Annotated in this window: 18 protein-coding genes; 8 read left to right on the top strand and 10 right to left on the bottom strand. The window is 65.2% G+C overall.

The features are described 5' to 3' along the window. Window positions 1-28: 28 nt before the first annotated feature. Window positions 29-964, top strand: a complete 936-nt coding sequence (locus tag WN72_RS02765) for an alpha/beta hydrolase (protein WP_092218493.1) — start codon at window positions 29-31, stop codon at window positions 962-964. A 9-nt stretch (window positions 965-973) separates the two neighbouring features. Here the strand turns inward: WN72_RS02765 and WN72_RS02760 are convergent, their stop codons facing one another. Next, on the bottom strand, window positions 974-1,219 hold the full coding sequence (locus tag WN72_RS02760; protein WP_027563496.1) for a hypothetical protein: 246 nt from the start codon (window positions 1,217-1,219) through the stop codon (window positions 974-976). Between the two features lie 182 nt (window positions 1,220-1,401). On the opposite strand from WN72_RS02760, the gene WN72_RS02755 reads away from it, so the two are divergent. Both WN72_RS02755 and WN72_RS02750 read left to right on the top strand, forming a co-directional pair. Next, window positions 1,402-2,304 (top strand): hypothetical protein, encoded by a 903-nt coding sequence (locus tag WN72_RS02755; RefSeq protein WP_244553918.1) that lies wholly within the window; start codon window positions 1,402-1,404, stop codon window positions 2,302-2,304. A gap of 151 nt (window positions 2,305-2,455) precedes the next feature. Continuing rightward, window positions 2,456-4,036 carry a sensor domain-containing diguanylate cyclase gene (locus WN72_RS02750; protein WP_092218492.1) on the top strand — a complete coding sequence of 527 codons (1,581 nt, stop codon included), beginning with the start codon at window positions 2,456-2,458 and terminating at the stop codon, window positions 4,034-4,036. A gap of 16 nt (window positions 4,037-4,052) precedes the next feature. On the opposite strand, the gene WN72_RS02745 is transcribed toward WN72_RS02750, so the two are convergent. Further along, on the bottom strand, window positions 4,053-4,613 hold the full coding sequence (locus tag WN72_RS02745) for a carboxymuconolactone decarboxylase family protein (protein WP_027563499.1): 561 nt from the start codon (window positions 4,611-4,613) through the stop codon (window positions 4,053-4,055). A gap of 116 nt (window positions 4,614-4,729) precedes the next feature. Further along, window positions 4,730-5,194: an Lrp/AsnC family transcriptional regulator gene (locus tag WN72_RS02740; protein ID WP_027563500.1), complete on the bottom strand. Its 465-nt coding sequence runs from the start codon at window positions 5,192-5,194 to the stop codon at window positions 4,730-4,732. A 160-nt stretch (window positions 5,195-5,354) separates the two neighbouring features. Between WN72_RS02740 and WN72_RS02735 the strand changes: the two genes are divergently transcribed. Further along, on the top strand, window positions 5,355-6,371 hold the full coding sequence (locus WN72_RS02735; RefSeq protein ID WP_092218491.1) for a 1-aminocyclopropane-1-carboxylate deaminase: 1,017 nt from the start codon (window positions 5,355-5,357) through the stop codon (window positions 6,369-6,371). 183 nt (window positions 6,372-6,554) lie between these two features. On the opposite strand, the gene recQ is transcribed toward WN72_RS02735, so the two are convergent. The 4 genes from recQ to WN72_RS02715 form a co-directional block, all read right to left on the bottom strand. Continuing rightward, entirely contained in the window at window positions 6,555-8,420 is a 1,866-nt protein-coding gene (gene recQ, locus WN72_RS02730; RefSeq protein WP_092218490.1) for a DNA helicase RecQ, read from the bottom strand. A 136-nt stretch (window positions 8,421-8,556) separates the two neighbouring features. Next, entirely contained in the window at window positions 8,557-9,300 is a 744-nt protein-coding gene (locus WN72_RS02725; protein ID WP_092218489.1) for a polysaccharide deacetylase family protein, read from the bottom strand. Between the two features lie 103 nt (window positions 9,301-9,403). After that, the gene (gene metA, locus WN72_RS02720) at window positions 9,404-10,399 is read right to left on the bottom strand and encodes a homoserine O-succinyltransferase MetA (RefSeq protein ID WP_027563504.1); all 996 of its coding nucleotides are present in this window, start codon (window positions 10,397-10,399) and stop codon (window positions 9,404-9,406) included. A gap of 13 nt (window positions 10,400-10,412) precedes the next feature. Beyond that, window positions 10,413-11,714 carry an O-acetylhomoserine aminocarboxypropyltransferase/cysteine synthase family protein gene (locus tag WN72_RS02715; RefSeq protein WP_092218488.1) on the bottom strand — a complete coding sequence of 434 codons (1,302 nt, stop codon included), beginning with the start codon at window positions 11,712-11,714 and terminating at the stop codon, window positions 10,413-10,415. A gap of 635 nt (window positions 11,715-12,349) precedes the next feature. Here WN72_RS02715 and WN72_RS02710 point away from each other — a divergent pair. From WN72_RS02710 to WN72_RS02700, 3 genes are all read left to right on the top strand, one after another. Continuing rightward, window positions 12,350-13,654 (top strand): TadE/TadG family type IV pilus assembly protein, encoded by a 1,305-nt coding sequence (locus WN72_RS02710; RefSeq protein WP_092218487.1) that lies wholly within the window; start codon window positions 12,350-12,352, stop codon window positions 13,652-13,654. A 259-nt stretch (window positions 13,655-13,913) separates the two neighbouring features. After that, the gene (locus WN72_RS02705; protein WP_092218486.1) at window positions 13,914-14,732 is read left to right on the top strand and encodes a uracil-DNA glycosylase family protein; all 819 of its coding nucleotides are present in this window, start codon (window positions 13,914-13,916) and stop codon (window positions 14,730-14,732) included. 22 nt (window positions 14,733-14,754) lie between these two features. Beyond that, a complete protein-coding gene (locus tag WN72_RS02700; RefSeq protein ID WP_244553916.1) occupies window positions 14,755-16,341 on the top strand; it encodes an amidohydrolase family protein in 1,587 nt (528 codons plus the stop codon). A 30-nt stretch (window positions 16,342-16,371) separates the two neighbouring features. On the opposite strand, the gene WN72_RS02695 is transcribed toward WN72_RS02700, so the two are convergent. Together WN72_RS02695 and WN72_RS02690 are read right to left on the bottom strand one after the other, a co-directional pair. After that, the gene (locus WN72_RS02695; RefSeq protein WP_092218485.1) at window positions 16,372-17,406 is read right to left on the bottom strand and encodes an aldo/keto reductase; all 1,035 of its coding nucleotides are present in this window, start codon (window positions 17,404-17,406) and stop codon (window positions 16,372-16,374) included. Between the two features lie 10 nt (window positions 17,407-17,416). After that, entirely contained in the window at window positions 17,417-18,598 is a 1,182-nt protein-coding gene (locus WN72_RS02690) for an MFS transporter (RefSeq protein WP_167381062.1), read from the bottom strand. A gap of 98 nt (window positions 18,599-18,696) precedes the next feature. Between WN72_RS02690 and WN72_RS02685 the strand changes: the two genes are divergently transcribed. Next, window positions 18,697-19,647 carry a LysR family transcriptional regulator gene (locus WN72_RS02685; protein ID WP_092218483.1) on the top strand — a complete coding sequence of 317 codons (951 nt, stop codon included), beginning with the start codon at window positions 18,697-18,699 and terminating at the stop codon, window positions 19,645-19,647. Window positions 19,648-19,685: 38 nt separating this feature from the next. On the opposite strand, the gene WN72_RS02680 is transcribed toward WN72_RS02685, so the two are convergent. Then, complete coding sequence (locus tag WN72_RS02680; RefSeq protein WP_027563512.1) at window positions 19,686-20,294, bottom strand: NIPSNAP family protein; 609 nt, start codon at window positions 20,292-20,294, stop codon at window positions 19,686-19,688. Between the last annotated feature and the right edge of the window lie 34 nt (window positions 20,295-20,328).

Below are 20,328 nucleotides of genomic sequence, written 5' to 3'. Positions count from 1 at the left end.
ATACTGTGCGCACGTCACGGAGTGTCCCATGCCGCTCGATCCGCTCGCAAAGCGTTTGTTGACCATGATGGCTGCGGCCGGATCCCAAGCGCGGAGCCGGCCGAGCGTCGAGGCGCGGCGGCAGTCGCTGGCGAAGCTGATGCAATTCGTGCGCGCTGACGCGCCTGACGTGACGACGTCAGACGGTGTACTGCCCGGTCCCGCCGGAGCGCTGCCCTATCGGCTCTATTCACCCGCGAGCGCGGGCGAGCACGCGCCGGGCTTCGTGTTCTTTCATGGCGGCGGCCTTGTCGCCGGCAGCATTGCGACACACGACCGCATCGCCGCGGCGCTGGCGCATGCGACCGGCTGCCGCCTCGTCTCGGTCGACTACCGGCTCGCGCCCGAACATCAATTCCCGGCCGCCGTGGACGATGCGATCGCCGCAACCGAATGGGTCGCGCGCGAAGCGGCTTCGCTCGGCATCGACGCCGAACGGCTGGTGGTCGGCGGCGATTCCGCCGGCGCCACGTTGGCTGCGATCGTGTGCCAGGAAGCCGCGCAAAGCGCCGGCCTTTCCATCGTCGCGCAATGCCTGATCTGCCCGGTGCTGGATTTCGAGGAGACCTCACCTTCGCGCGAGGAATTCGCCGAGGGCCATCTGATCGACCGCGTCACGATCGAGGCCGATCTCGCCGACTATCTGCCCGAGGGCCTGGACGCCGCCGATCCCCGCATCTCGCCGCTGCGCGCGACACGGCTCGCGGGCCTGCCGACGGCGATCATCCACACCGCCGAGTTCGATCCGATGCGCGACGAGGGCAATGCCTATGCCCGCAAGCTGCTCGCCGCGGGCGTCGCGGTCGAGCACGTCTGCCATGACGGCATGGTCCACAACTTCCACGCCATGGGCGCGATCCTGCCGCAGGCCCAGCTCGTGCTGTCGCAGATCGGCGAGCAGGTCAGGCGGGCAGTGGAGAAATAAAAGCGCGACTCACACGCGCGCGCCAATCACCGCCCTGGCTGCCACTACATATTCCGGCCAGTGCGCGTCCGCATACCGTTCCGCCTGCCGCGCGCAGTTGATATCGGGCGCATGGGCGGCGGCGATCGTGCGAGCAAAGCGCTCTTCGGCGACCGTCACGTCCCCGGGCTCGGACGACGGGGCGGCGGCGACCGCGGCCGGAGCAACAGCAAGCCCCGCCAGACCCGTGAGCAAAATGCGGCGTGACGTGTTCATGTCTGTCGTCCTTCCATTGTCCGGCCGCACTCTGGCCGGCGAGTGTGTCAATGCGATCACGGCAGGGTAACCGCGCACATCCGCCTCGTCCACCGCTTGCGGATAGCGCTTGACCGCGCGAATGATCACGTTCCATCTAGAACACGATTCCGTCATCAGAGCGCCACGCGCCGGATTGTCACGTGTCCCACCCGAGCCGATCATACCGTCCGGCCTTGCCCGTCGTGATCGGGTTGCTTGGCCTGACGATCTCGGCAGGCGCCGCCTTCGCCGCCGATGACGACGAGGACAAACCCGCAAAGCCCGCCATCCCGAACATCTACCTCGATCTCCGCACCATCTATGCGGCGATCCCCGCAGGCACGCTCGGGCTCGGCTTCGGCAACACGTCCTTGTCGGCCGCGTTCGAAGCGCTGGCAGCACAACGCGGCACGACGCTGCCGAACGGCTTGCCGGCGGCGAAAGCCATTGCCGTCGACCTGCCGCTGACCGTCGACGTGACCGACCGCGTCTCGCTCTATGGCGGCGTGTCGGGCTCGACCACCGACATCGGCGGCGGCTGGTCGTCGTTCGACATCACGAGCTGGAACATCGGCGTGCAGGCCGACCTCTATCAGCAGAACGGCGGGAAGATCCCGACCATCACGCTGCAATCGACCCTGACGCAGTCGGTGCCGAACGAGCAGGGCATGACGAACTCGTTCAACAACATCCTGGAATTCGACTACGCGCTCGACGAGGACGAGACGCGAGGCTGGCTCGCGGGCGTGCAGTACACTCACACCGACATCGCCAGCCAGTTGGCCAGGATCAAGCCGAACACGATCCTCTATGCCGGTGGCTATTACCAATGGCCGAGCAACTGGAAGTTCACCGGGCGGCTCGGCGTGCAGTCGTTCGGCGGCGCGCAGCTCGCTGGCCGGACCTTGGCGGAGTCCTTCACCCAGCCGATCCTGCGCCTCGACCTCGACCGCATGGACGACAACGACAACCGCCTGTTCGGCATCACCGCGCAGATCGCGTGGATGCCAAAGCCGGCCTATCAGCTGACCTTGCGCACGCCACTCTACGCCGTGCGAAACTGACTGCGGCCATGGCGGATTTTGGATAAAGCGCGCCGCCCGTCAACCGATCGTTAATCCTCATCCCAAAACTTCTATTCCGTTACATCGCCGCAAGGAACCTTGCGCGACACTAGGCCGGCTTGTCGCATCGTATTCGCGTTGGAGGCTGCGAATGTCCCGCTTGGTCTCGGAACGGACGTTCCTTGCCGGGAAGATTTTCTTCAATTTCGGCCAGTCCTCGATCGATTGCGTCGTGCGCCGGCTGACCGAGGAGGCCGCAACGCTCGAGATGGAGAGCGGCCTCGGCGTGCCCGAGCGTTTCCAACTCAGGCTCGCGGGCCGCGAGATCCTGGCCTGCCGCGTGATCTGGCGATCCGACCGCCAGGTCGGAGTCGCATTCGAGCGGCCTGGCAGCGAGCACCCGACCGGCGAGGAGCGGGAGCGCTCGTCCGACGCGCTGATGCGCGGCCAGATGCTGGCACTGCGCGCCGCGCTCGATCATGTGCCGACCGGCATCGTGCTGCTCGACTCCCATCTCCGGGCGCGCCTGATCAACCAGTCGTTTCGCCAGATGTGGCGCCTGCCCGACGAGGTCGCCGACAGCAATCCCTCCATCCTCACGCTGCTTCATCACGGCCGCGACACCGGCGCCTATGAGGTGCCCGACCCTGAGCTCGATGCCCTGGTGGCGGAGCGCGTCCGGGTGATCGAGGCGGGCGATCCGACGCCGATCGATCTGCGCCGCACCAACGGCGATGTGGTGCGCGTCCAGGTCACGCCGTTGCCCGATGGGGGACGTATGCTGACCTATACGCCCGTCACCGACATCGTGCGCGCCTCGGACGAACTGAAGCTGCTGCGGGATGCGCTGGAGAACGTCCAGGACGGCGTCCTCCTTCTCGACTCCGACCTGCACGCCACCTTCATGAACCGGCGCATGCGGCGATTCTGGGAGGTCAGCGAAGACGAGGCCGCAAGCCGGCCTGCCTATTCGTCGCTGGTGCGACGCCTGCACCGCGCCAGCGCACCCAATCTGCCAACGAACGAGCTTGCGAAATTTCCGGCAAGACGCGTCGAGGAGGTCAAGGCCGGCGATCACGTGCGCGACCTGCAGACGCCTGACGGAAGGCGCATTAGGGCCCATTGCACCACGATGTTGAACGGCGGGCGCATGCTGACCTATGTCGACATCACCGATCTGACGCAAAAAGCCGCGATGCTGGAGACGCTCGCCACCACCGATCCGCTCACCGGCCTCTACAACCGCCGTCACTTCCTCGACAACCTCGATGCGGAATGGAGCCGCTTCCAGCGCTACTATCGCGCCGTCTCGGTGCTGATGCTCGATATCGACCACTTCAAATCGGTCAACGATCGCTACGGCCATGCGGTGGGCGATGCCGCGATCAAGGCGGTCGCGGCCGCTTGCCTCGACGGCAAGCGGAAGTCGGACATCGTCGGACGCCTCGGCGGCGAGGAATTCGCCGTGCTGCTGCCCGAGACCAGCCTGTCTCGGGCGAGGACTGTCGCCGAGCGTATCCGCAAGCGGGTGATGAGCACGCAGGTTCTCGCCGGCGAGATTCAATTCGGTCTCACCATGAGCATCGGCATCGCGGAGGCCACCGTCAGCATGTCCGGCATCGACGCCCTGATGGGCGCCGCGGATCATGCGCTCTATCAGGCCAAGGCCGAAGGCCGCAATCGCTGCATCGCCTTCGCACCGCCGCCGCCTGCGAGCAAGGCGGCGGAGTGATCGAACGAAGCGGCTTTTAGTCCGGCACCGGCACGTCGAAGGTGTTGAGCGTGACCGAGACCATGCAATAGACGCCGACGAGATAGGACAGCTCGGCCGCGCCGTGCTCGCCGAACTCTTTCACCGCCGCCCGGTAGGTCAGCTCCGGCAATACGCCGCCGCTGACCAGCGCCGAGGCCATGTCATAGGCGACCGCTTCCTGCTTGGTGAGATCGACCGGCCGCTGGCCAGCGACGATGGTCGCGAGCTTCTCGTCGGAGAGGCCGCGCTGCTCGGCGACCAGCACATGGGCGTAGAGCTCGTAGCCGGAGCGGAAATGCGAGCCGGTGACGAGGATAGCGACCTCGCGCACCGGCGCCGGCAGCAGCGGGTTCGACGCAACCGCCTTGACCAGCTCCCACACCGGCCCACCAAAGCGCGGCTCGCGAATCCAGGGATTCCATGGCCCGAGCAGCGCGCCGTCGTCGCGCATGTTCACGAAGCCCTTGAAGTGGTCCTTGATGCCCGCTCGCATGTCGTCATAGAGCGGCTTCTGTTCGGCGGTCAGATCCTTCGGATCGAGAATGGGAAGGCGCACGGCAGGATCTCCTCGTTGAGAAGCGCCGAGGCTCGCGCGCGTGCGCCTGCATGGCAAGTGAAGTTGCCGTGACGACCGTGCGATTCGAAAAGTGGCGTTGAAGCACCGGCGCGTGCTCAAAACTCCAGCGGCGCGTTGTCGACGACCTCCTTCATCACGAAGAAGGTGCGGGTCTGGCGCACGCCGGGCAGCGCGATGAGCTGCTCGCCATGGATGCGGTTGAAGTCCTCCATGTCGCCGACGCGAATCTTGAGGAAGTAGTCGAAGTCGCCGGCGACGAGATGGCAGTCGAGCACGAATTTCAGCTTGGCGATCGCCTGCTCGAAAGTCGCAAAGCTCTCCGGCGTCGAGCGGTCGAGCACGACGCCGACCATCACCAGCGTGCCCTTCGCCACCTTCTTCGGCGCCACCATGGCCCGGACGGTCGCGATGAAGCCGCCCTCGAACAGCCGCTGGGTGCGGCGATGGCAGGTGGCGGGGCTGATCGCGACGGTTTCGGCCAGCTCCGCGTTGCTGAGCCGGCCGTTATTCTGAAGCAATCTCAAGATCTTAAGGTCAGTGCGATCGAGCCGGGCGGCCATGGAAGAAGCTTCCGCATCTAGGCTATAATTCGGAAGGAATATGCCGTGAAGCCGCCATCCTCGCAAGATAGCGCGCAATATGGGCGCAATATTCGAGAGCACATTTTCCCGGGTTGATGCTAGCGACGTCCCCAGACCTCAACGCCAATCGGGATATCCCATGAAGCTCGACAAATTTCCGCGCTACCCGCTGACCTTCGGCCCGACGCCCATCGAGAAGCTGGAGCGGCTGTCAAAGCATCTGGGCGGCAAGGTCGAGATCTATGCCAAGCGTGAGGACTGCAATTCCGGTCTCGCCTATGGCGGCAACAAGCTGCGCAAGCTCGAGTACATCATCCCCGATGCGATCGCCTCCAACGCCGACACGCTGGTGTCGATCGGCGGCGTGCAGTCCAACCATACCCGCATGATCGCGGCGGTCGCCGCCAAGATCGGCATGAAGTGCCGCCTGGTGCAGGAGGCCTGGGTGCCGCACGAGGATGCGGTCTATGACCGCGTCGGCAACATCATGCTCTCCCGCATCATGGGCGCCGATGTGCGCCTCGTCGACGACGGCTTCGACATCGGCATCCGCAAGAGCTGGGAGCAGGCGATCGAGGAAGTGAAGGCGGCGGGCGGCAAGCCCTATGCGATTCCCGCCGGCGCCTCCGTGCACAAATTCGGCGGGCTCGGCTATGTCGGCTTCGCCGAGGAGGTGCGCAAGCAGGAGAAGGAGCTCGGCTTCAAGTTCGACTACGTCATCGTCTGCACCGTCACGGGCTCCACCCATGCCGGCATGCTGGTCGGCTTCGCGGCGGACGGACGGGCGCGAAAGGTGATCGGCATCGACGCCTCCTTCACGCCGGCACAGACCAAAGCGCAGGTGCTCGAGATCGCCCAGAACACCGCCAAGCTCGTCGAACTCGGCCAGGACCTCGTCGCCGACGACGTCGTGCTGATCGAGGACTACGCCTATCCCGCCTATGGCGTGCCGTCGGACGAGACCAAGGACGCGATCCGCCTCACCGCGCGTCTGGAAGGCATGATCACCGACCCCGTCTATGAGGGCAAGTCGATGCAGGGCCTGATCGACCTGGTGCAGAAGGACCATTTCGAGAAGGGCGCGAAGATCCTGTACGCGCATCTCGGCGGCGCACCGGCGCTGAACGGCTATGCTTATGCGTTCCGGAACGGGTGAGTAGACCGGCGTCTCGCCTCCCCCTCCGCTGTCGTCCCCGCGAACGCGGGGACCCATAGCCACAGGGAGATGTGTGGCGTGAGCTGGCAACCGCGAGTCATCGTCAAACCGCTTCCTGTGGTTATGGGTCCCGGATCTGCGCTTCGCTTGTCCGGGACGACGGCGGAGATAACGGCGGCGCCCCTACCGCGTCCTGATGATCTGCAACAGCTCTTCGCCATAATGCTCGAGCTTCTTGTCGCCGATACCAGGCACATTGCGCAATTCGTCGAGCGTCGTCGGCCAGGCGCGGACGATGCCGTCGATGGTGGCATCGTGTAGCACGACATAGGCCGGCACACCGCGCTCGCGCGCGACGTCTGAGCGCCAGGAGCGCAGCCGCGCGCGCAATTCGGGATCGACGTCGCCTTGCGGCGCGTTTGCGGCCGGGGCGAGATCGCCGCGGCGGGATTTGGAGCGGCTGGCGCGGACACGCGTGCCGGGCGCTTCCTCGCGCAGCCAGACCTCGGTCTCACCACGCAGCACGCCGCGCGAAGAGTCCGTCAGCTTCAGCGCGCCATAGGCTTCGCTGTCGCTCTGCAAATGGCCCATCGCCACCAGCTGCCGCAACACTGTGCGCCACTGCTTCTCGTTGAGCTCGCGCCCGATGCCGAACACCGACAATTTGTCGTGGCCGAACTGCGTCACCTTCTCGGTCAAGCGGCCGATCAGCACGTCGATCAGGTGCATCGCGCCGAAACGCTGGCCGGTGCGATAGGCGCAGGACAGCAGCTTCTGCGCCAGCACCTTGCCGTCGCGCATCTTCGGCGGCGTCAGGCAGTTGTCGCAGTTGCCGCAAGTCTCGCCCATGACGATCTCGCCGAAATAGCCGAGCAGCCGTTTGCGGCGGCAGTGTGCGGTCTCGGCGAGACCGACCAGTGCGTCGAGCTTGCGGATCGAGACCCGCTTGAAATCGTCGGAGCCGCTGGACTCGTCGATCATGCGGCGCTGCTGCACGATGTCCGAGAGCCCATAGGCCATCCACGCGGCCGACGGCTTGCCGTCGCGGCCGGCACGACCGGTTTCCTGGTAATAGGCCTCGATGCTCTTGGGCAGGTCGAGATGGGCGACGAAACGCACGTCGGGCTTGTCGATGCCCATGCCGAAGGCGACGGTCGCGACGATGACGATGCCGTCCTCGTTGAGGAAGCGGTCCTGGTTGCGCGAGCGCACGCTTCCGTCGAGACCGGCATGATAGGGCAGCGCGGGAATGCCGGCATCGTCGAGTGCGGCGGCGACCTCCTCGACGCGGTTGCGCGACAGGCAATAGACCACGCCGGCATCGCCGGCATGTCGCTCCCGGATGAAGTCCTTGAGCTGCGACACCGCGTTGCGCTTGTCGACGATCTCGTAGCGGATGTTCGGCCGGTCGAAGCTCGAGACGAATTGCGGCGCGTCCGTGAGCTGAAGCCGCTCGACGATCTCCTTGCGCGTCAGCTCATCGGCGGTCGCAGTCAGCGCGATCCGCGGCACCTCGGGAAAGCGCTCGGCGATGATGGAGAGGCCGACATATTCGGGGCGGAAGTCGTGCCCCCATTGCGAGACGCAATGCGCCTCATCGATCGCGAACAGCGCCACCTTCGCCTGCGCCAGCAGCGACAGGCAGCGCGGCGTCACCAGCCGTTCCGGCGCGACATAGAGCAGGTCGAGATCGCCCGCGATCAGCCGCCGCTCGATGTCGGACGCCTCCTGGAACGACAGCGACGAATTCAGCGCCGCAGCGTTGACGCCGGCTTCGATCAGGCCGGCGACCTGGTCGCGCATCAGCGCAATCAACGGCGAGACCACGATGCCGCAGCCCTCGCGTAGCAGTGATGGGAGCTGGTAGCACAGCGACTTGCCGCCGCCGGTCGGCATCAGCACGAGGCAATTGCCGCCGTCGGTAACGTGCCGAATGATCTCGCCCTGTGCGCCGCGGAACCCCGGCAGGCCGAACACCGAATGCAGCACCGACAGCGCGTCACGGCCGTTGGCCGGCGCAGGCAGCGGAGCGGTGGAGGATGTGGACATGGTGCTGGAGCGATGCTTTGGAATTTGTCACAAGGCCAGTCGCATGCTGGCGCGGGCGTGGCAAGACTGTTTGCGGGGCTTGCACCGTTGCGCGCGAGCTTCGCCCGCGCTGAGGGGGTTGAGCTGAGGTGAAAAACTACGCCCCGATCCTTCGCAATGCCTCCGCGACGGTCACGATCGGCATGTTGCGCTTTCCCGCCGCCTCCAGCGCGTGGCGCATCAGGTGCGGCGTGCAGCCATAGGGGCTGGGGGCATCGACGACGTCATGGCTGTAGAAGATCAGCCATCCGCCGCTCGCGATGGCTTCGTCAAAATAGCGATCTACTCCGGCCGCATCGATCTCGTAGTTGACCAAGGGCGAAGCGCGCAGGAACTGGAGGTCGATGACGTCGCTATTGACGCCGGGCAGGATGCCGCGCGCCGAGCGGAACGCTTTGGCGAGCTGGGGCTTCCGCCAAATCGAGGCGATGCCATAAGGGTAGGCAAAGTTCTCCAACACGATCGAAGAATCGATGCCGCGGAAATGACTGCGGTTGCGCTCGATCTCGCGGGCCATCGCGGCCTCGTCGAGATCGGCCGAGCTCTGGTGCGAGAAGGTGTGGCAGGCGATCTCGTGGCCGGCGCGGTGCAGCCGCACGATGGCGTCATTCGACAGGCCATGCCAATGGTCCGACGGACGGTCGATCAGGCTGCCGGCGATGTAATATGTGCCGCGGCCGCCATGCGCTTCGAGGAGCGAAGCGCCCTCGCCTGCGGCGCTGTCGGGAGCGTCATCGAAGGTGAAGCTCACCATCGGCGCATGCGCGGGCAGGCGGTGCGGCGCGGCGCGGAAATGCCGGGCCAGCCGATTGCTCACGCGTCCCTGGAGTGCCGACCACACGACCGCATTTCCCGTTTGCCCCGATTCGCTCAATCAAACATTCGTGCGCAGCCCGAGGCAAGCTTCACACTTCGTTAGTCCTAACGGAACCCGCCGCCCCGATCTAGCGCGGCACGACCGACGCGTCGGCATCCGCGCCGAGATATTGCAGCCAGTTGCGGAAAAGCACCGCCGCCGCGCTGCCGGCCGCGATATCCGTGCGCAGATTCAGCGCGGGCAGCTCGTTGGTCAGCGCCGGATGACGCTGGTGCTTCGCCTGCTTCTCGAAGCGGAGGAGCTTCTCCTCCGTGGCTGCGTCAAAATAGCTCACCGGCAGGTGCGGATAGGTCTCGCGCTCACGGGCGAGATAGCGGCCGATGTCGCGCAGATATTCGCGCTGGAGCGACAACGCATCGTACTCCGGATGGCCCTGGAAGAACACGAAGCGGCTGGCATATTGCCGGACGAAGACGTCGACGCCGGCCTGAAGCGAACGTGTCAGCACCTGATAGCCGGCCTCGTCGAGATCGCTCTCGGCGATCTCGTTCAGGCGCGAATGCGAGACTTTCAGCGGCGCGGGCGCCGCGCGGGTCAGGGCATCGTCCGTCACGGCTTCGCAGTCGAAGATGCCGTGACATTTGGCCGGCAGGCGCCGCCGTTCGATACGGTCGAGATGCAGCACCGCCGCATGCGCGGCGAGGCACGACCAGATCGTGGAGCGCGTGTTGAGCTTGGCCCAGTCGATCAGGTCGGTGAGATCCCGCCAATACGGCTCCTGGTCGAGCTCGGGTGCGACCGGCTCGGCTCCGGTCACGATCAGGCCGTCGAATCTGTGCCGCCTGAGATCCGCGAGATCGGAATATTCGCTCTCGACATGCCACTTCGCTTCCGGCGAGCGTTTTACGGACGGCAGCGAAAAGCAGTGGAAGCGGATGCGGTGCGCGCCGGCCGCGGCCTGAAGCAGCTTCATGAACTGCCGCTCGGTCGCCTTCAGCGCCGTATCAGGCATGTTGTTGATCAGACCGATGGTGAGCTCGCCATGGTCGCGCGCGAGATCACGCTCCGCCGGCACCAGCGCCGGACTCGTTATACCTTGATCCCTGTCGATCAAGATCGTCATCGGAGCCGTCCGCCTACTCCGCAGCCTGGAGGCGCGCCGACGGACAGGCCTTTGCCAGCGCCTGGTCGATATCCTCGATGATGTCGGCGGAATGCTCGATGCCGATCGAGAGGCGGATCGTCTCCGGCAGCACGCCGGCGGCGCGCTGCTGCTCGGCCGACATCTGCCGGTGCGTGGTCGAGGCCGGATGGCAGGCCAGCGACTTGGCATCGCCGATATTGACGAGGCGCGTGATCAGCCTCAAGGCATCGTAGAAGGTCTTGCCGGCTTCCATGCCGCCCTTGATGCCGAAGGTGAACAGCGACGAAGCCTGACCGCTGAGGTACCTCTCGACGAGCGGAAAATACGGGCTGTCCGGGAAGCCGGTGTAATTCACCCAGGCCACGCGCGAGTCACCGCGCAGGAATTCGGCGACCTTGCGGGCGTTCTCGACATGGCGCTCCATGCGCAGCGCCACGGTCTCGATGCCCTGGAGCAGCAGGAAGGCGTTGAACGGCGACAGCACCGAGCCCATGGTGCGCTGATAGACGCTGCGCGCGCGCTCGATATAGGCGGTCCGGCCGAAGCGCTCGGCATAGACGAGGCCGTGATAGGACGCGTCCGGCTTGTTGTAGGCCGGGAAGCGGTCGGCGTGCTTGGCCCAGGGAAAGTTTCCGGAATCGACTATGGCGCCGCCAAGCGTGGTGCCGTGGCCGCCCAGAAACTTGGTCAGCGAATGCACGGCAATGTCGGCGCCGTAATCGAACGGCTTGAGCAGGATCGGGGTGGCGACCGTGTTGTCGACGATCAGCGGCACGCCGTGGTCATGCGCAATCCTGGCCAGCGCCTCGATGTCGCAGACGTTGCCAGCGGGGTTGCCGATGGTCTCGGCGAACACGGCGCGGGTGTTCTCGTCGATCAGCTTTGCGATCGCATCGGGTTTGTCGCTCTCGGCGAAACGGCCGGCGATGCCCTGCCGCGGCAGGATGTGCGAGAGCAGCGTGTGCGTGGTGCCGTAGAGCTGCGGCACGGAAACAATATTGCCGCCATGATCGGCGACATTGACGAAGGCGAAATGCAGCGCGGCCTGGCCGGTCGCAACAGCAAGCGCGCCGACGCCGCCTTCGAGTTGGGCGATGCGCTTCTCCAGCACTGCGCTGGTCGGATTGGCGATACGGCTGTAACGGAAACCTTCGGCCTCGAGATTGAAGAGCGCAGCGCCATGATCGGCGCTGTCGAAGGCATAGGCTGCGGTCTGGTAGATCGGCACCGCAACTGCGTGCGTGGTGGCTTCGGGCTCGTAACCGGCGTGAATAGCGATCGTCTCGTTTCGCATCGTGCCACCTCCGCGTGGAGCGGGCCGCACTTATTGGCCTGTATGAGGCAGGTGCGTTGTCCGCCGTCCCTCTGTTAGAGGCGGGTGGTAAAGCGGACAATAATTCGCATAGAGATCGAGGAAGTAACCCTAACAGCTGTTGGTGAATTGGCTAAAATTCGAGTTAATTTGGATTAATGAATCGCAGCGCGCCGCAGCAGCTTGCCCAGCGCCGCTCCTCTTTCTCGTTGCGGGCCGAGATGCGTCATCCTGTGCAGCCGAGCGCTTCGAACGCTCTCACAGATCTCAACGCCTGTGCTTCGTCCGAGATCGAATCGCTGCCTCTCGAAGCGATTCGGAATGATCGAATCACCAAACAAATCTCGTCTCTTTCGCAGTACTACAGGTTGACGCTCTCACGCACGACGCGGTGTCCGTGCAAATTGAGACGCGCGAAGACGCATCATGCGCCTCCCCCGTGTTACTACGGAACTCAACGATACAGACGCGCGCTGAGCCCATTTTTATAGGGACTCTCGCGCATCGCAGAAACGATCTGCAACGCGCGGACATGCATGTTCGCGTCGCGATCAACCGTTGCGTAAGTTTCGATGGCCTAGGTTGGCGCATCGTTTTTCGTTCGAGGATGCGTTTGCTTGACCTTTGCTACCGGGAATGCTCGTCGCCTGTTATCCCGCTTTGCTTCTGACCGCCGCGGCAACATCGCCATCATCTTTGCGCTAGCGCTGTTGCCACTGTTGTCCTTCGTCGGCGCCGCCGTCGACTACTCCCTCGCCGCGCGAGCCAAGGTGAAGCTGGCGGCTGCGCTCGACACCGCCGTGCTGGTCGCCACCGCCAAGAGCGAGATCACGAAGAGCACATCGACCGCGAAGAACGACGCCTTGAACGTCTTCAACGGGCAAATGTCCGCACTCGGCATGACCGCGAGCTCGGTGACCATCGATGTGACCGACAGCGTCACCAAACGCACCGCCTCGGGCACCGCAACGACCAACCTGACGACCTATTTCATGGGCATCGTGGGCTACAAGACCCTCGTCGTCTCGGCGACTTCGACCGCGGCGGCTTCGCTGCCTGCCTACATCGACTTCTACGTGCTGCTCGACAACTCGCCGTCGCAGGGGCTGGGCGCCACCACGAGCGACATGACGGCCCTGCAGAACGCGACCTCCGACAGCTGCGCCTTCGCCTGCCATGACATTTATACATCGAGCTCGAAGAAGACGCTCCAGACCTCGAGCTATTACTCGATCGCGAAGAAGCTCGGAATCAAGATGCGGATCGACCTGGTGCGCGACGCGACGCAGTCGCTGACCGACACCGCCACCGCCAGCCAGCTCGTCAGCAACCAGTACCGGATGGCGGTCTACACCATGGGCAGCGACTGCAGCTCCATCGGCCTGACCACGATCTCGGCGCTCACCTCGAGCCTCTCGTCGGTCAAGACGGCGGTTTCCGGCGTCGACCTGATGACGATCCCCTACACCAACTACAACAACGACATGTGCACCGATTTCGACGGGACCCTGTCGTCGATGAACGGCGCGATTCCGACGCCCGGCGACGGCTCTTCATCCTCGCCGCAGAAATGGCTGTTCTTCGTCTCCGACGGCGTGGCCGATTACTATTATCCGTCGAATTGCAGCCAGACCGTGATCTCATCGTCGGGCCGATGCCAGGAGCCGCTGACGACGACGATCTGCGACACCATCAAGGCGCGCGGCGTCAAGATCGCCGTGCTCTACACCACCTATCTCGCGATCACCAACAACAGCTGGTACAACACCTACATTGCGCCATGGCGCAGCTCGATCGCGACCAAGATGCAGTCCTGCGCGACGTCGGGCTATTATTACGAAGTCTCCAGCGATTCGAGCATCACCGACGCGCTGAATGCGCTGTTTCAGAAGGCGATTGCCGTCTCGCATCTGACGAACTAGCCGCGCGCTTTCCCGATCACGCCCGCGACGTCGCGGCGTCCGGTGGCGCGCGGGCTGCGCGGCGCCAGGCCGGCGCGGTTGATCGCGGAGATCAAGCGGATTACCCGCTCGCGCTGCGCTCAGCGATGCCCTCTTAGGTCCTCTCTCCTGACCCATATTGTGGTTGAACATAACAGTGAATTACCGCTAAGATTGCGGCATTGCGACCGGCTTTTTTTGACGCAGCCATTTTGCCAGCGACATTATCGGAGCAATTGCCATGCTCACGGGATTCGACAGCGGATACGACCAACAACCATTTCGCGATCTATGCGCCGACTACCCTGGCGCCGAGGCCTACGATCCGCATGATTTCCGGATCGAGTGGGGCCCGATCTTTCACCGCGGCCGCCTCGACGGATCGGCGCGCGTGCTCGTCGTCGGTCAGGATCCGGCCCAGCACGAAACCATCGTACGCAGGATCCTGGTCGGCACTGCAGGCCGCCGGACCCAGGGTTTCCTCGCGAAGCTCGGCATCACGCAGAGCTACGTGATGGTGAACACCTTCCTGTACAGCGTCTACGGACAGAGCGGCGGCAGCAAGCACAAGAACGAGCCGGGCATTGTCGGCTATCGCAACAAATGGCTGAAAGCCGTGCTGGCGTCCGGCAACATCGAGGCCGCAGTCTCGCTCGGTGGCCTCGCGGACGAAGCCTGGAAAGCCTGGCTCAAGACGTCCGATGGCGCGGCCTACAAGACCCTCGCCTATCAGCACATTCCGCACCCGACCTGGCCGGAAAGCTCGGCGCACGATGCCGCCACCCAGGCCGCGAACACCAAGATCATGCTGACCAAGTGGAACGCTGCGCTCGCGGCCCTCGCGCCGCAGGTCAAGCATCCCGATGTGCCGACGACGCTCGTGCCCTATGGCGATGCCTTCAAGTCGGCCGAGCTCGTCGACATCATCGCGAAGGATCTTCCCGCCGGCCTGCCGGCCTGGATGCGCGGCGATGCGGCATGGGCGGTGCGCCAGGGCACTGACGCGGCGACCAAGCGACGCACCATCACCATCACCATCCCCGACGGGGTGATCCCATGAGCCCGGCCGCAAATCCGAAGCGATGGGCCTTGACCGGACGGATCGTGACGATGGCGGCCGACGGCGACGTCATCAAGAGCGGGACGATCTTCATCGAGGACAGCCGCATCGCCGCGGTCGTGCCCAAGGACAGCCGGCCCCGGCGGGCTTCGAGACGGTCGCTCCGGTCGCGACCGGCGGCACCATCTATCCCGGCCTGATCGAGCTGCACAATCATCTGAGCTACAACATCCTGCCGCTGTGGCGGGTGCCGCAGCTCTACGGCAATCGCGACCAGTGGCAGAACGCAAAATCCTACAAGACCTCCGTGACCGGCCCCATGAGCGCAATCGCGCTGGCCGATGACGGCTCGCTGCTGCCGGCTCTGGTCCGCTACGTCGAAGCCAAATGCCTGGTCGCGGGCACCACGACGAGCCAGGGGATCACGCTGTCGAACTGGAGCGGCACGATCCACAAATACTACAAGGGCGCGCTGCGCGCCGCCGAGATCGGCAGTCCTCCGGACCTTCCACGGGCGCACTCGAAGATACCCGATATCGACGCCGACGATTGGGCGAAGTTCGACAACGAGCTGAAATCGTCGGCCTGCTTCCTGCTGCATCTCAGCGAAGGCATCGATGCCAAGGCCCACAGCCACTTCCTGGCCTTGCGCAACGGTTCGGGCGATTGGGCGATCGAACCGTCGCTGGCCGGCATTCATTGCACCGCGCTCGATGCGACCGATTTCGGAACGATGGCACATCACGAGGCCAAGGTGGTCTGGTCTCCGCTGAGCAATCTGCTGCTGTACGGGAAGACGACCGATGTCGCCGCCGCACGCGCAGCCGGCCTCACCATTGCGCTCGGCTCGGACTGGTCGCCATCCGGCAGCAAGAACCTTTTGGGTGAGCTGAAAGCGGCGAAGGTCGTCTCGGCGCATTTCAATCTCGGCTTCAGCGATTACGACATCGTCTCGATGGCGACGCGCAATCCGGCAACGATCCTGAAATGGGATGCCAAGCTCGGGACGATCGCCCAGGGCAAGTTCGCCGATCTGCTGGTCGTCAAGGGCGTCACCGGCGATCCCTACGGCCATCTGATCAAGTCGCGCGAGCAGGATGTCGTGCTGGTGGTGATCGGCGGACGGCCGCACTATGGAACGAAGAGCGTCATGCAAAAGGCGGGCGGAAGCGGCGAAGCGATCAAGATCGGCAGCAGCGCGCGGGTGATCGACTTCACCTCGCCCGACCAGGATCCGGGGATCGAGAACATCACGCTGGCGGAGGCGACGAACCGCCTGACCGCCGCGCTCGGCAATCTCGGCACGCTGCAACCGCACAGCCTTGCGATGTCGGCGGCGATCGCCGGCGGAACGGTGACGCGCACCAGATGGCGTCTCGCGCTGGACGAGCAGTTCGGCAACAATGTCCAGCTGCGGCCGCGGCTCGTCTATAACGGCATCCGGACCGGTCCCGATCTGTTGGCCTCCGCTGCGGCGGCGCCCGAGCCGCTGCATCCGATCAAGCTGGATGGCCTCACGGTGGCGGGCGATCCCGCCTTCCTGGACACGCTGACGAGCGAGTCGAATCTCCCGCCGGGAATCGCAACGGCAATCGCGGCATTCTACTAGGCCGCGATCGCCGCCTTTTATTTGCGACCTTTACACCGGTGGTGGATTGAGCCGCGCAAAGCCCTCCTGGATCCGATAGGGGTAATAGGGATAGGGCGGCATTACGGCGCTGACCTCGTCGAGCCGCTTGATCTGATCCGCGCTCAGCGACCAGCCGACCGCCCCCAGATTGTCGCGCAGCTGCGCCTCGTCGCGCGCGCCGATGATCACGGAGGAGACCGTGGGGCGCGAGAGCAACCAGGCGATCGCGACCTGCGGAACGGTCCGGCCAGTCTCTGCGGCAATCGCGTCCAGCACGTCGACGACGGCATACAGACGCTCCTCGTCCACGGGCGGCCCGAACTGTGCGGTGGCGTGCAGGCGGCTCGCTTCCGGCAGCGGCTGGCCGCGCCGGATCTTTCCGGTGAGCCGGCCCCAGCCGAGCGGGCTCCAGACCAGCGCGCCAACACCCTGGTCGCGCGCGAGCGGCATCAGCTCCCACTCATAGTCGCGGCCGAGCAGCGAGTAATAGACCTGATGCGCGACATAGCGCGGCCAGCCGTGGCGGTCGGCGATGGCGAGCGACTTCATCAGCTGCCAGCCCGCGAAATTCGAGACGCCGACATAGCGCAGCTTGCCGGCGCGCGCGAGCATGTCGAGCGTGGACAGCACCTCCTCGATCGGCGTGAACGCATCGAAGGCGTGGAGCTGAAGCAAATCGATATGGTCGGTGCCAAGCCGACGCAATGCCGCGTCGACCGAGGCGAGCAGCCGCTGCCGCGACGAGCCGGCATCGAGCGGACCCTCGCCCATCGGCAGGCTCATCTTGGTCGAGATCAGCACCTTGTCGCGACGGCCCTTGATCGCGGCACCGAGGATCTCCTCGGAGGCACCATTCGAATAGACGTCGGCACTGTCGAACAGATTGACGCCGGCATCGAGGCAGATGTCGACCAGCCTGCGGGCTTCCTCCACGCCACTGCGGCCCCAGGCCGAGAACAGCGGTCCCTGGCCACCGAACGTGCCGGTGCCGAAGCTGAGGACGGGGACCTTGAGCCCGGACGCGCCGAGATTGCGGTATTCCATGATCGCTCTCCTATTCCGCCGGGCACGCCGCGACGGCGCCCTGCCGGCGGTCGAACTGGAGGCTCCACAGCGCGAGCACGAGGCCGATCGCGGTGATGCCGGCCGCGACCAGCGGCAGGGCGGAGAGGCCGAGCCCGCGATCAATGGTGACACCGCCGGCCCAGGCGCCGAGCGCGTTGCCGAGATTGAACGCGGCGATGTTGAGGCTGGAGGCCAGCGTGCGGCCGCTGGGCCCAGCCGCCTCCAGCACGCGCAGCTGCAGCGGCGCGACGGTTGCGAAGGCTGCAATGCCGAGCAGCAGGATCAGCGCGATGGCAGCGATCTTGACCGACAGCACGGCGGCCAAACCGAGCAACACGATCGCGAGCGCGGCGATCGTGCCGATCAGGGCGCGTGCGAGACCGCGATCGGCAAGCTTGCCGCCGGCGACATTGCCGATCGCAAGGCCAACACCGAACACCAGCAAGATCGGCGAGACTGCGGCCTCCGAGAAGCCGGTGAAGCGCGTCAGGATCGGCTGGATATAGGTGAAGACGACGAACAGCCCGGCGAAGCCGAACACGGTCATGGCAAGGCCAAGCAGCACCTGCGGACGGCCGAGCACCGCGACCTCTTCCGCGAGCGAGATCGGCTTGGCGCCCTTGCCGACATGACCGGGCACCAGCGCAGCCACCACGGCAAACGCAATCACGCCGATCACCGTCACCGCCCAGAACGCCGCGCGCCAGCCGAGCATCAGGCCGAACCAGGCGCCGAAGGGCACGCCCAGCAGGGTCGCGACTGTCAGGCCGATGAACATGGTCGCGATGGCGGAGGCGCGCTTGTCCTCGGCCACCAGGCCAGTCGCCACCACCGAGCCGACGCCAAAGAACGTGCCGTGCGCGAGCGAGGTCAGCACACGCGCTGCCATCAACAGCTCGTAGTTCGGCGCCAGCGCGCAGGCCGCGTTGCCGAGCGTGAAGATCGCCATCAGCGCAAGCAGCACGGTTTTCCGCGGCAATTTGCGCGTCGCCAGGGTGAGGACTGGCGCCCCCACGAATACGCCGAGCGCATAGCCGGAGATCAGGAGGCCCGCGACCGGCACAGAGACATGCATGTCGGCGGCAACCTGCAGCAAGAGACCCATGATGATGAATTCGGTGGTGCCGATACCGAAGGCACCGGCGGTGAGCGCGAGGACGGCGGGAGGCATGCGTGGCTCCAATGGATGAGACGAGCCACGCAGATAGCGGCACCGCGGCAAAACCATTAGAATGTCCACAATCCAATCATTTGTGACGTGAATTCAACATGGCCCGTTTCGACACCAACCGCTCCGCCGAGATGGAGGTCTTCGTCCGCGTGGTCGATCTCGGCGGATTCACCCAGGCCGCACGAAAACTGCGCCTGACGCCCTCGGGCGTCAGCAAGCTGATCTCTCGGCTGGAAACACGACTCGGCTCGCGGCTCGTCAACCGCACGACGCGCAAGCTCACGCTGACGGAAGAAGGCCGGGCCTTTTACGAGCGCGCCGTGCGCATCCTCGCCGAGATGGAGGAGGCGGAGCGCGAGGCGGCTTCGGGCGCTGCGCCGCGCGGCCGGTTGACGGTCAACTGCAACATCCCGTTCGGCATGCTGCATGTGATGCCGCTGCTCCCGCGCTTCCTCGAGCAGCACCCCGAGGTCACGCTCGATCTCGTGCTGACCGATACGCTAATCGACCTGATGCAGGAGCGCGCCGACGTCGCCATCCGCGCCGGGCCGCTGCGGGCCTCGCGCCTCGTCGCGCGAAAGCTCGGCACCAGCCGCATGGTCGTGGTCGGCGCGCCGAATTATCTCGCACGCGCAGGCACGCCGAAGACGCCGGCCGATCTTGCCGATCACCGCGGCATCGGCTGGACCTTCCCGCGCTCGATCCGCGCCTGGCCATTCAAGCGCGGCGACCACACCGAGGAAATCGTGCCGCCGCCAGTCGCGCGCGCCAGCGACGGCGAAGCGGCCCGCCGCCTCTGCCTCGGCGGCGTGGGACTGGCCCGCCTCGCCCTCTTCCACATCGGCCCCGACATCGAAGCCGGACGTCTTGTCCCAGTTCTCCAAAACTACAATCCCGGCGATCGCGAAGACATCCACGCCGTCTATGTCGGCCACACCGCCCCCCTGCCCGCCCGCGTGCGCGCGTTCATCGATTATCTGGCCGCGCATGTGCGGGTGCCGGATCCCGCGCTGAAGCGCGCGGGAGACGGGAGGTGGAAGGTGGCCTAAGGACGCCGGGCTGGTCGCGAGGCAGCCGTACGACCTGGCTATTCGCCTTCCGGCATTGCGATGACCGAGACCGCCTGAAGGACATTCTCCGGGCCACCCTTCGGAGGCCAGACGCTGGTGGAAAAGGCGGCGCTGCGCAGCGACGCGCGCTGCGCGAGGCTTTCGAAACCCCAGATATGGGTGATCCGGGGTGGTCCATCGAGCGCGTACATGTTGATCACCAAATGCGCCGTGTAGTCCCGCGCCGGCGCGATCGCAGCCTCCCATCCCGCAAGCGTCGGCGGCAGTCCGCCCGGCTTCAGCTTGTAAGTGCGGAATTCGTAGACATCGCCGTAAGCCCCCGGCTGCACCGGCGGCAGGAAGGGAAAGCGCTGGTAGCTATCCATCTCCAACGCCGTGATCAGCCGCCCGGCGTTGAACGGATTGGCGCTCAACAACGCGCGGCGCCGTTCTTGATCCAGCGCATCTCGCGCTTCGAAGCTGCGCAGGATCAACAGGCGCCCAAGCGTAGCGAATTCCGTTCGCCAGCAGCCCAACAGCGTGCCGCTGGCGTCGGGCGCCGTGACCCAATCCCGTGCGGCCTTGGCGACTTCCGATGTCCCGAGCATCGGGCAGGCAAGGGATGTGAGTTCGTAGAATTCGCTCATGTTTCAATGCTCCTATCGAAGGGGGCGGGAAGAC

Origin of the sequence: Bradyrhizobium arachidis (genome assembly GCF_015291705.1) — a bacterium.
Classification (GTDB): domain Bacteria; phylum Pseudomonadota; class Alphaproteobacteria; order Rhizobiales; family Xanthobacteraceae; genus Bradyrhizobium; species Bradyrhizobium arachidis.
Note: the sequence above shows the minus strand (reverse complement) of the source record. Positions and strands in the feature narration are given on the sequence as shown.

Coding starts and splice junctions, on each gene's coding strand:
- WN72_RS02740 (WP_027563500.1), bottom strand. CDS start 5,194: ATGGCCGCCCGGCTCGATCGCACTGACCTTAAGATCTTGAGATTGCTT.
- WN72_RS02690 (WP_167381062.1), bottom strand. CDS start 18,598: ATGCCTCCCGCCGTCCTCGCGCTCACCGCCGGTGCCTTCGGTATCGGC.
- WN72_RS02695 (WP_092218485.1), bottom strand. CDS start 17,406: ATGGAATACCGCAATCTCGGCGCGTCCGGGCTCAAGGTCCCCGTCCTC.
- WN72_RS02735 (WP_092218491.1), top strand. CDS start 5,355: ATGAAGCTCGACAAATTTCCGCGCTACCCGCTGACCTTCGGCCCGACG.
- WN72_RS02715 (WP_092218488.1), bottom strand. CDS start 11,714: ATGCGAAACGAGACGATCGCTATTCACGCCGGTTACGAGCCCGAAGCC.
- metA (WP_027563504.1), bottom strand. CDS start 10,399: ATGACGATCTTGATCGACAGGGATCAAGGTATAACGAGTCCGGCGCTG.
- recQ (WP_092218490.1), bottom strand. CDS start 8,420: ATGTCCACATCCTCCACCGCTCCGCTGCCTGCGCCGGCCAACGGCCGT.
- WN72_RS02685 (WP_092218483.1), top strand. CDS start 18,697: ATGGCCCGTTTCGACACCAACCGCTCCGCCGAGATGGAGGTCTTCGTC.
- WN72_RS02765 (WP_092218493.1), top strand. CDS start 29: ATGCCGCTCGATCCGCTCGCAAAGCGTTTGTTGACCATGATGGCTGCG.
- WN72_RS02750 (WP_092218492.1), top strand. CDS start 2,456: ATGTCCCGCTTGGTCTCGGAACGGACGTTCCTTGCCGGGAAGATTTTC.
- WN72_RS02700 (WP_244553916.1), top strand. CDS start 14,755: ATGGGCCTTGACCGGACGGATCGTGACGATGGCGGCCGACGGCGACGT.
- WN72_RS02705 (WP_092218486.1), top strand. CDS start 13,914: ATGCTCACGGGATTCGACAGCGGATACGACCAACAACCATTTCGCGAT.
- WN72_RS02760 (WP_027563496.1), bottom strand. CDS start 1,219: ATGAACACGTCACGCCGCATTTTGCTCACGGGTCTGGCGGGGCTTGCT.
- WN72_RS02680 (WP_027563512.1), bottom strand. CDS start 20,294: ATGAGCGAATTCTACGAACTCACATCCCTTGCCTGCCCGATGCTCGGG.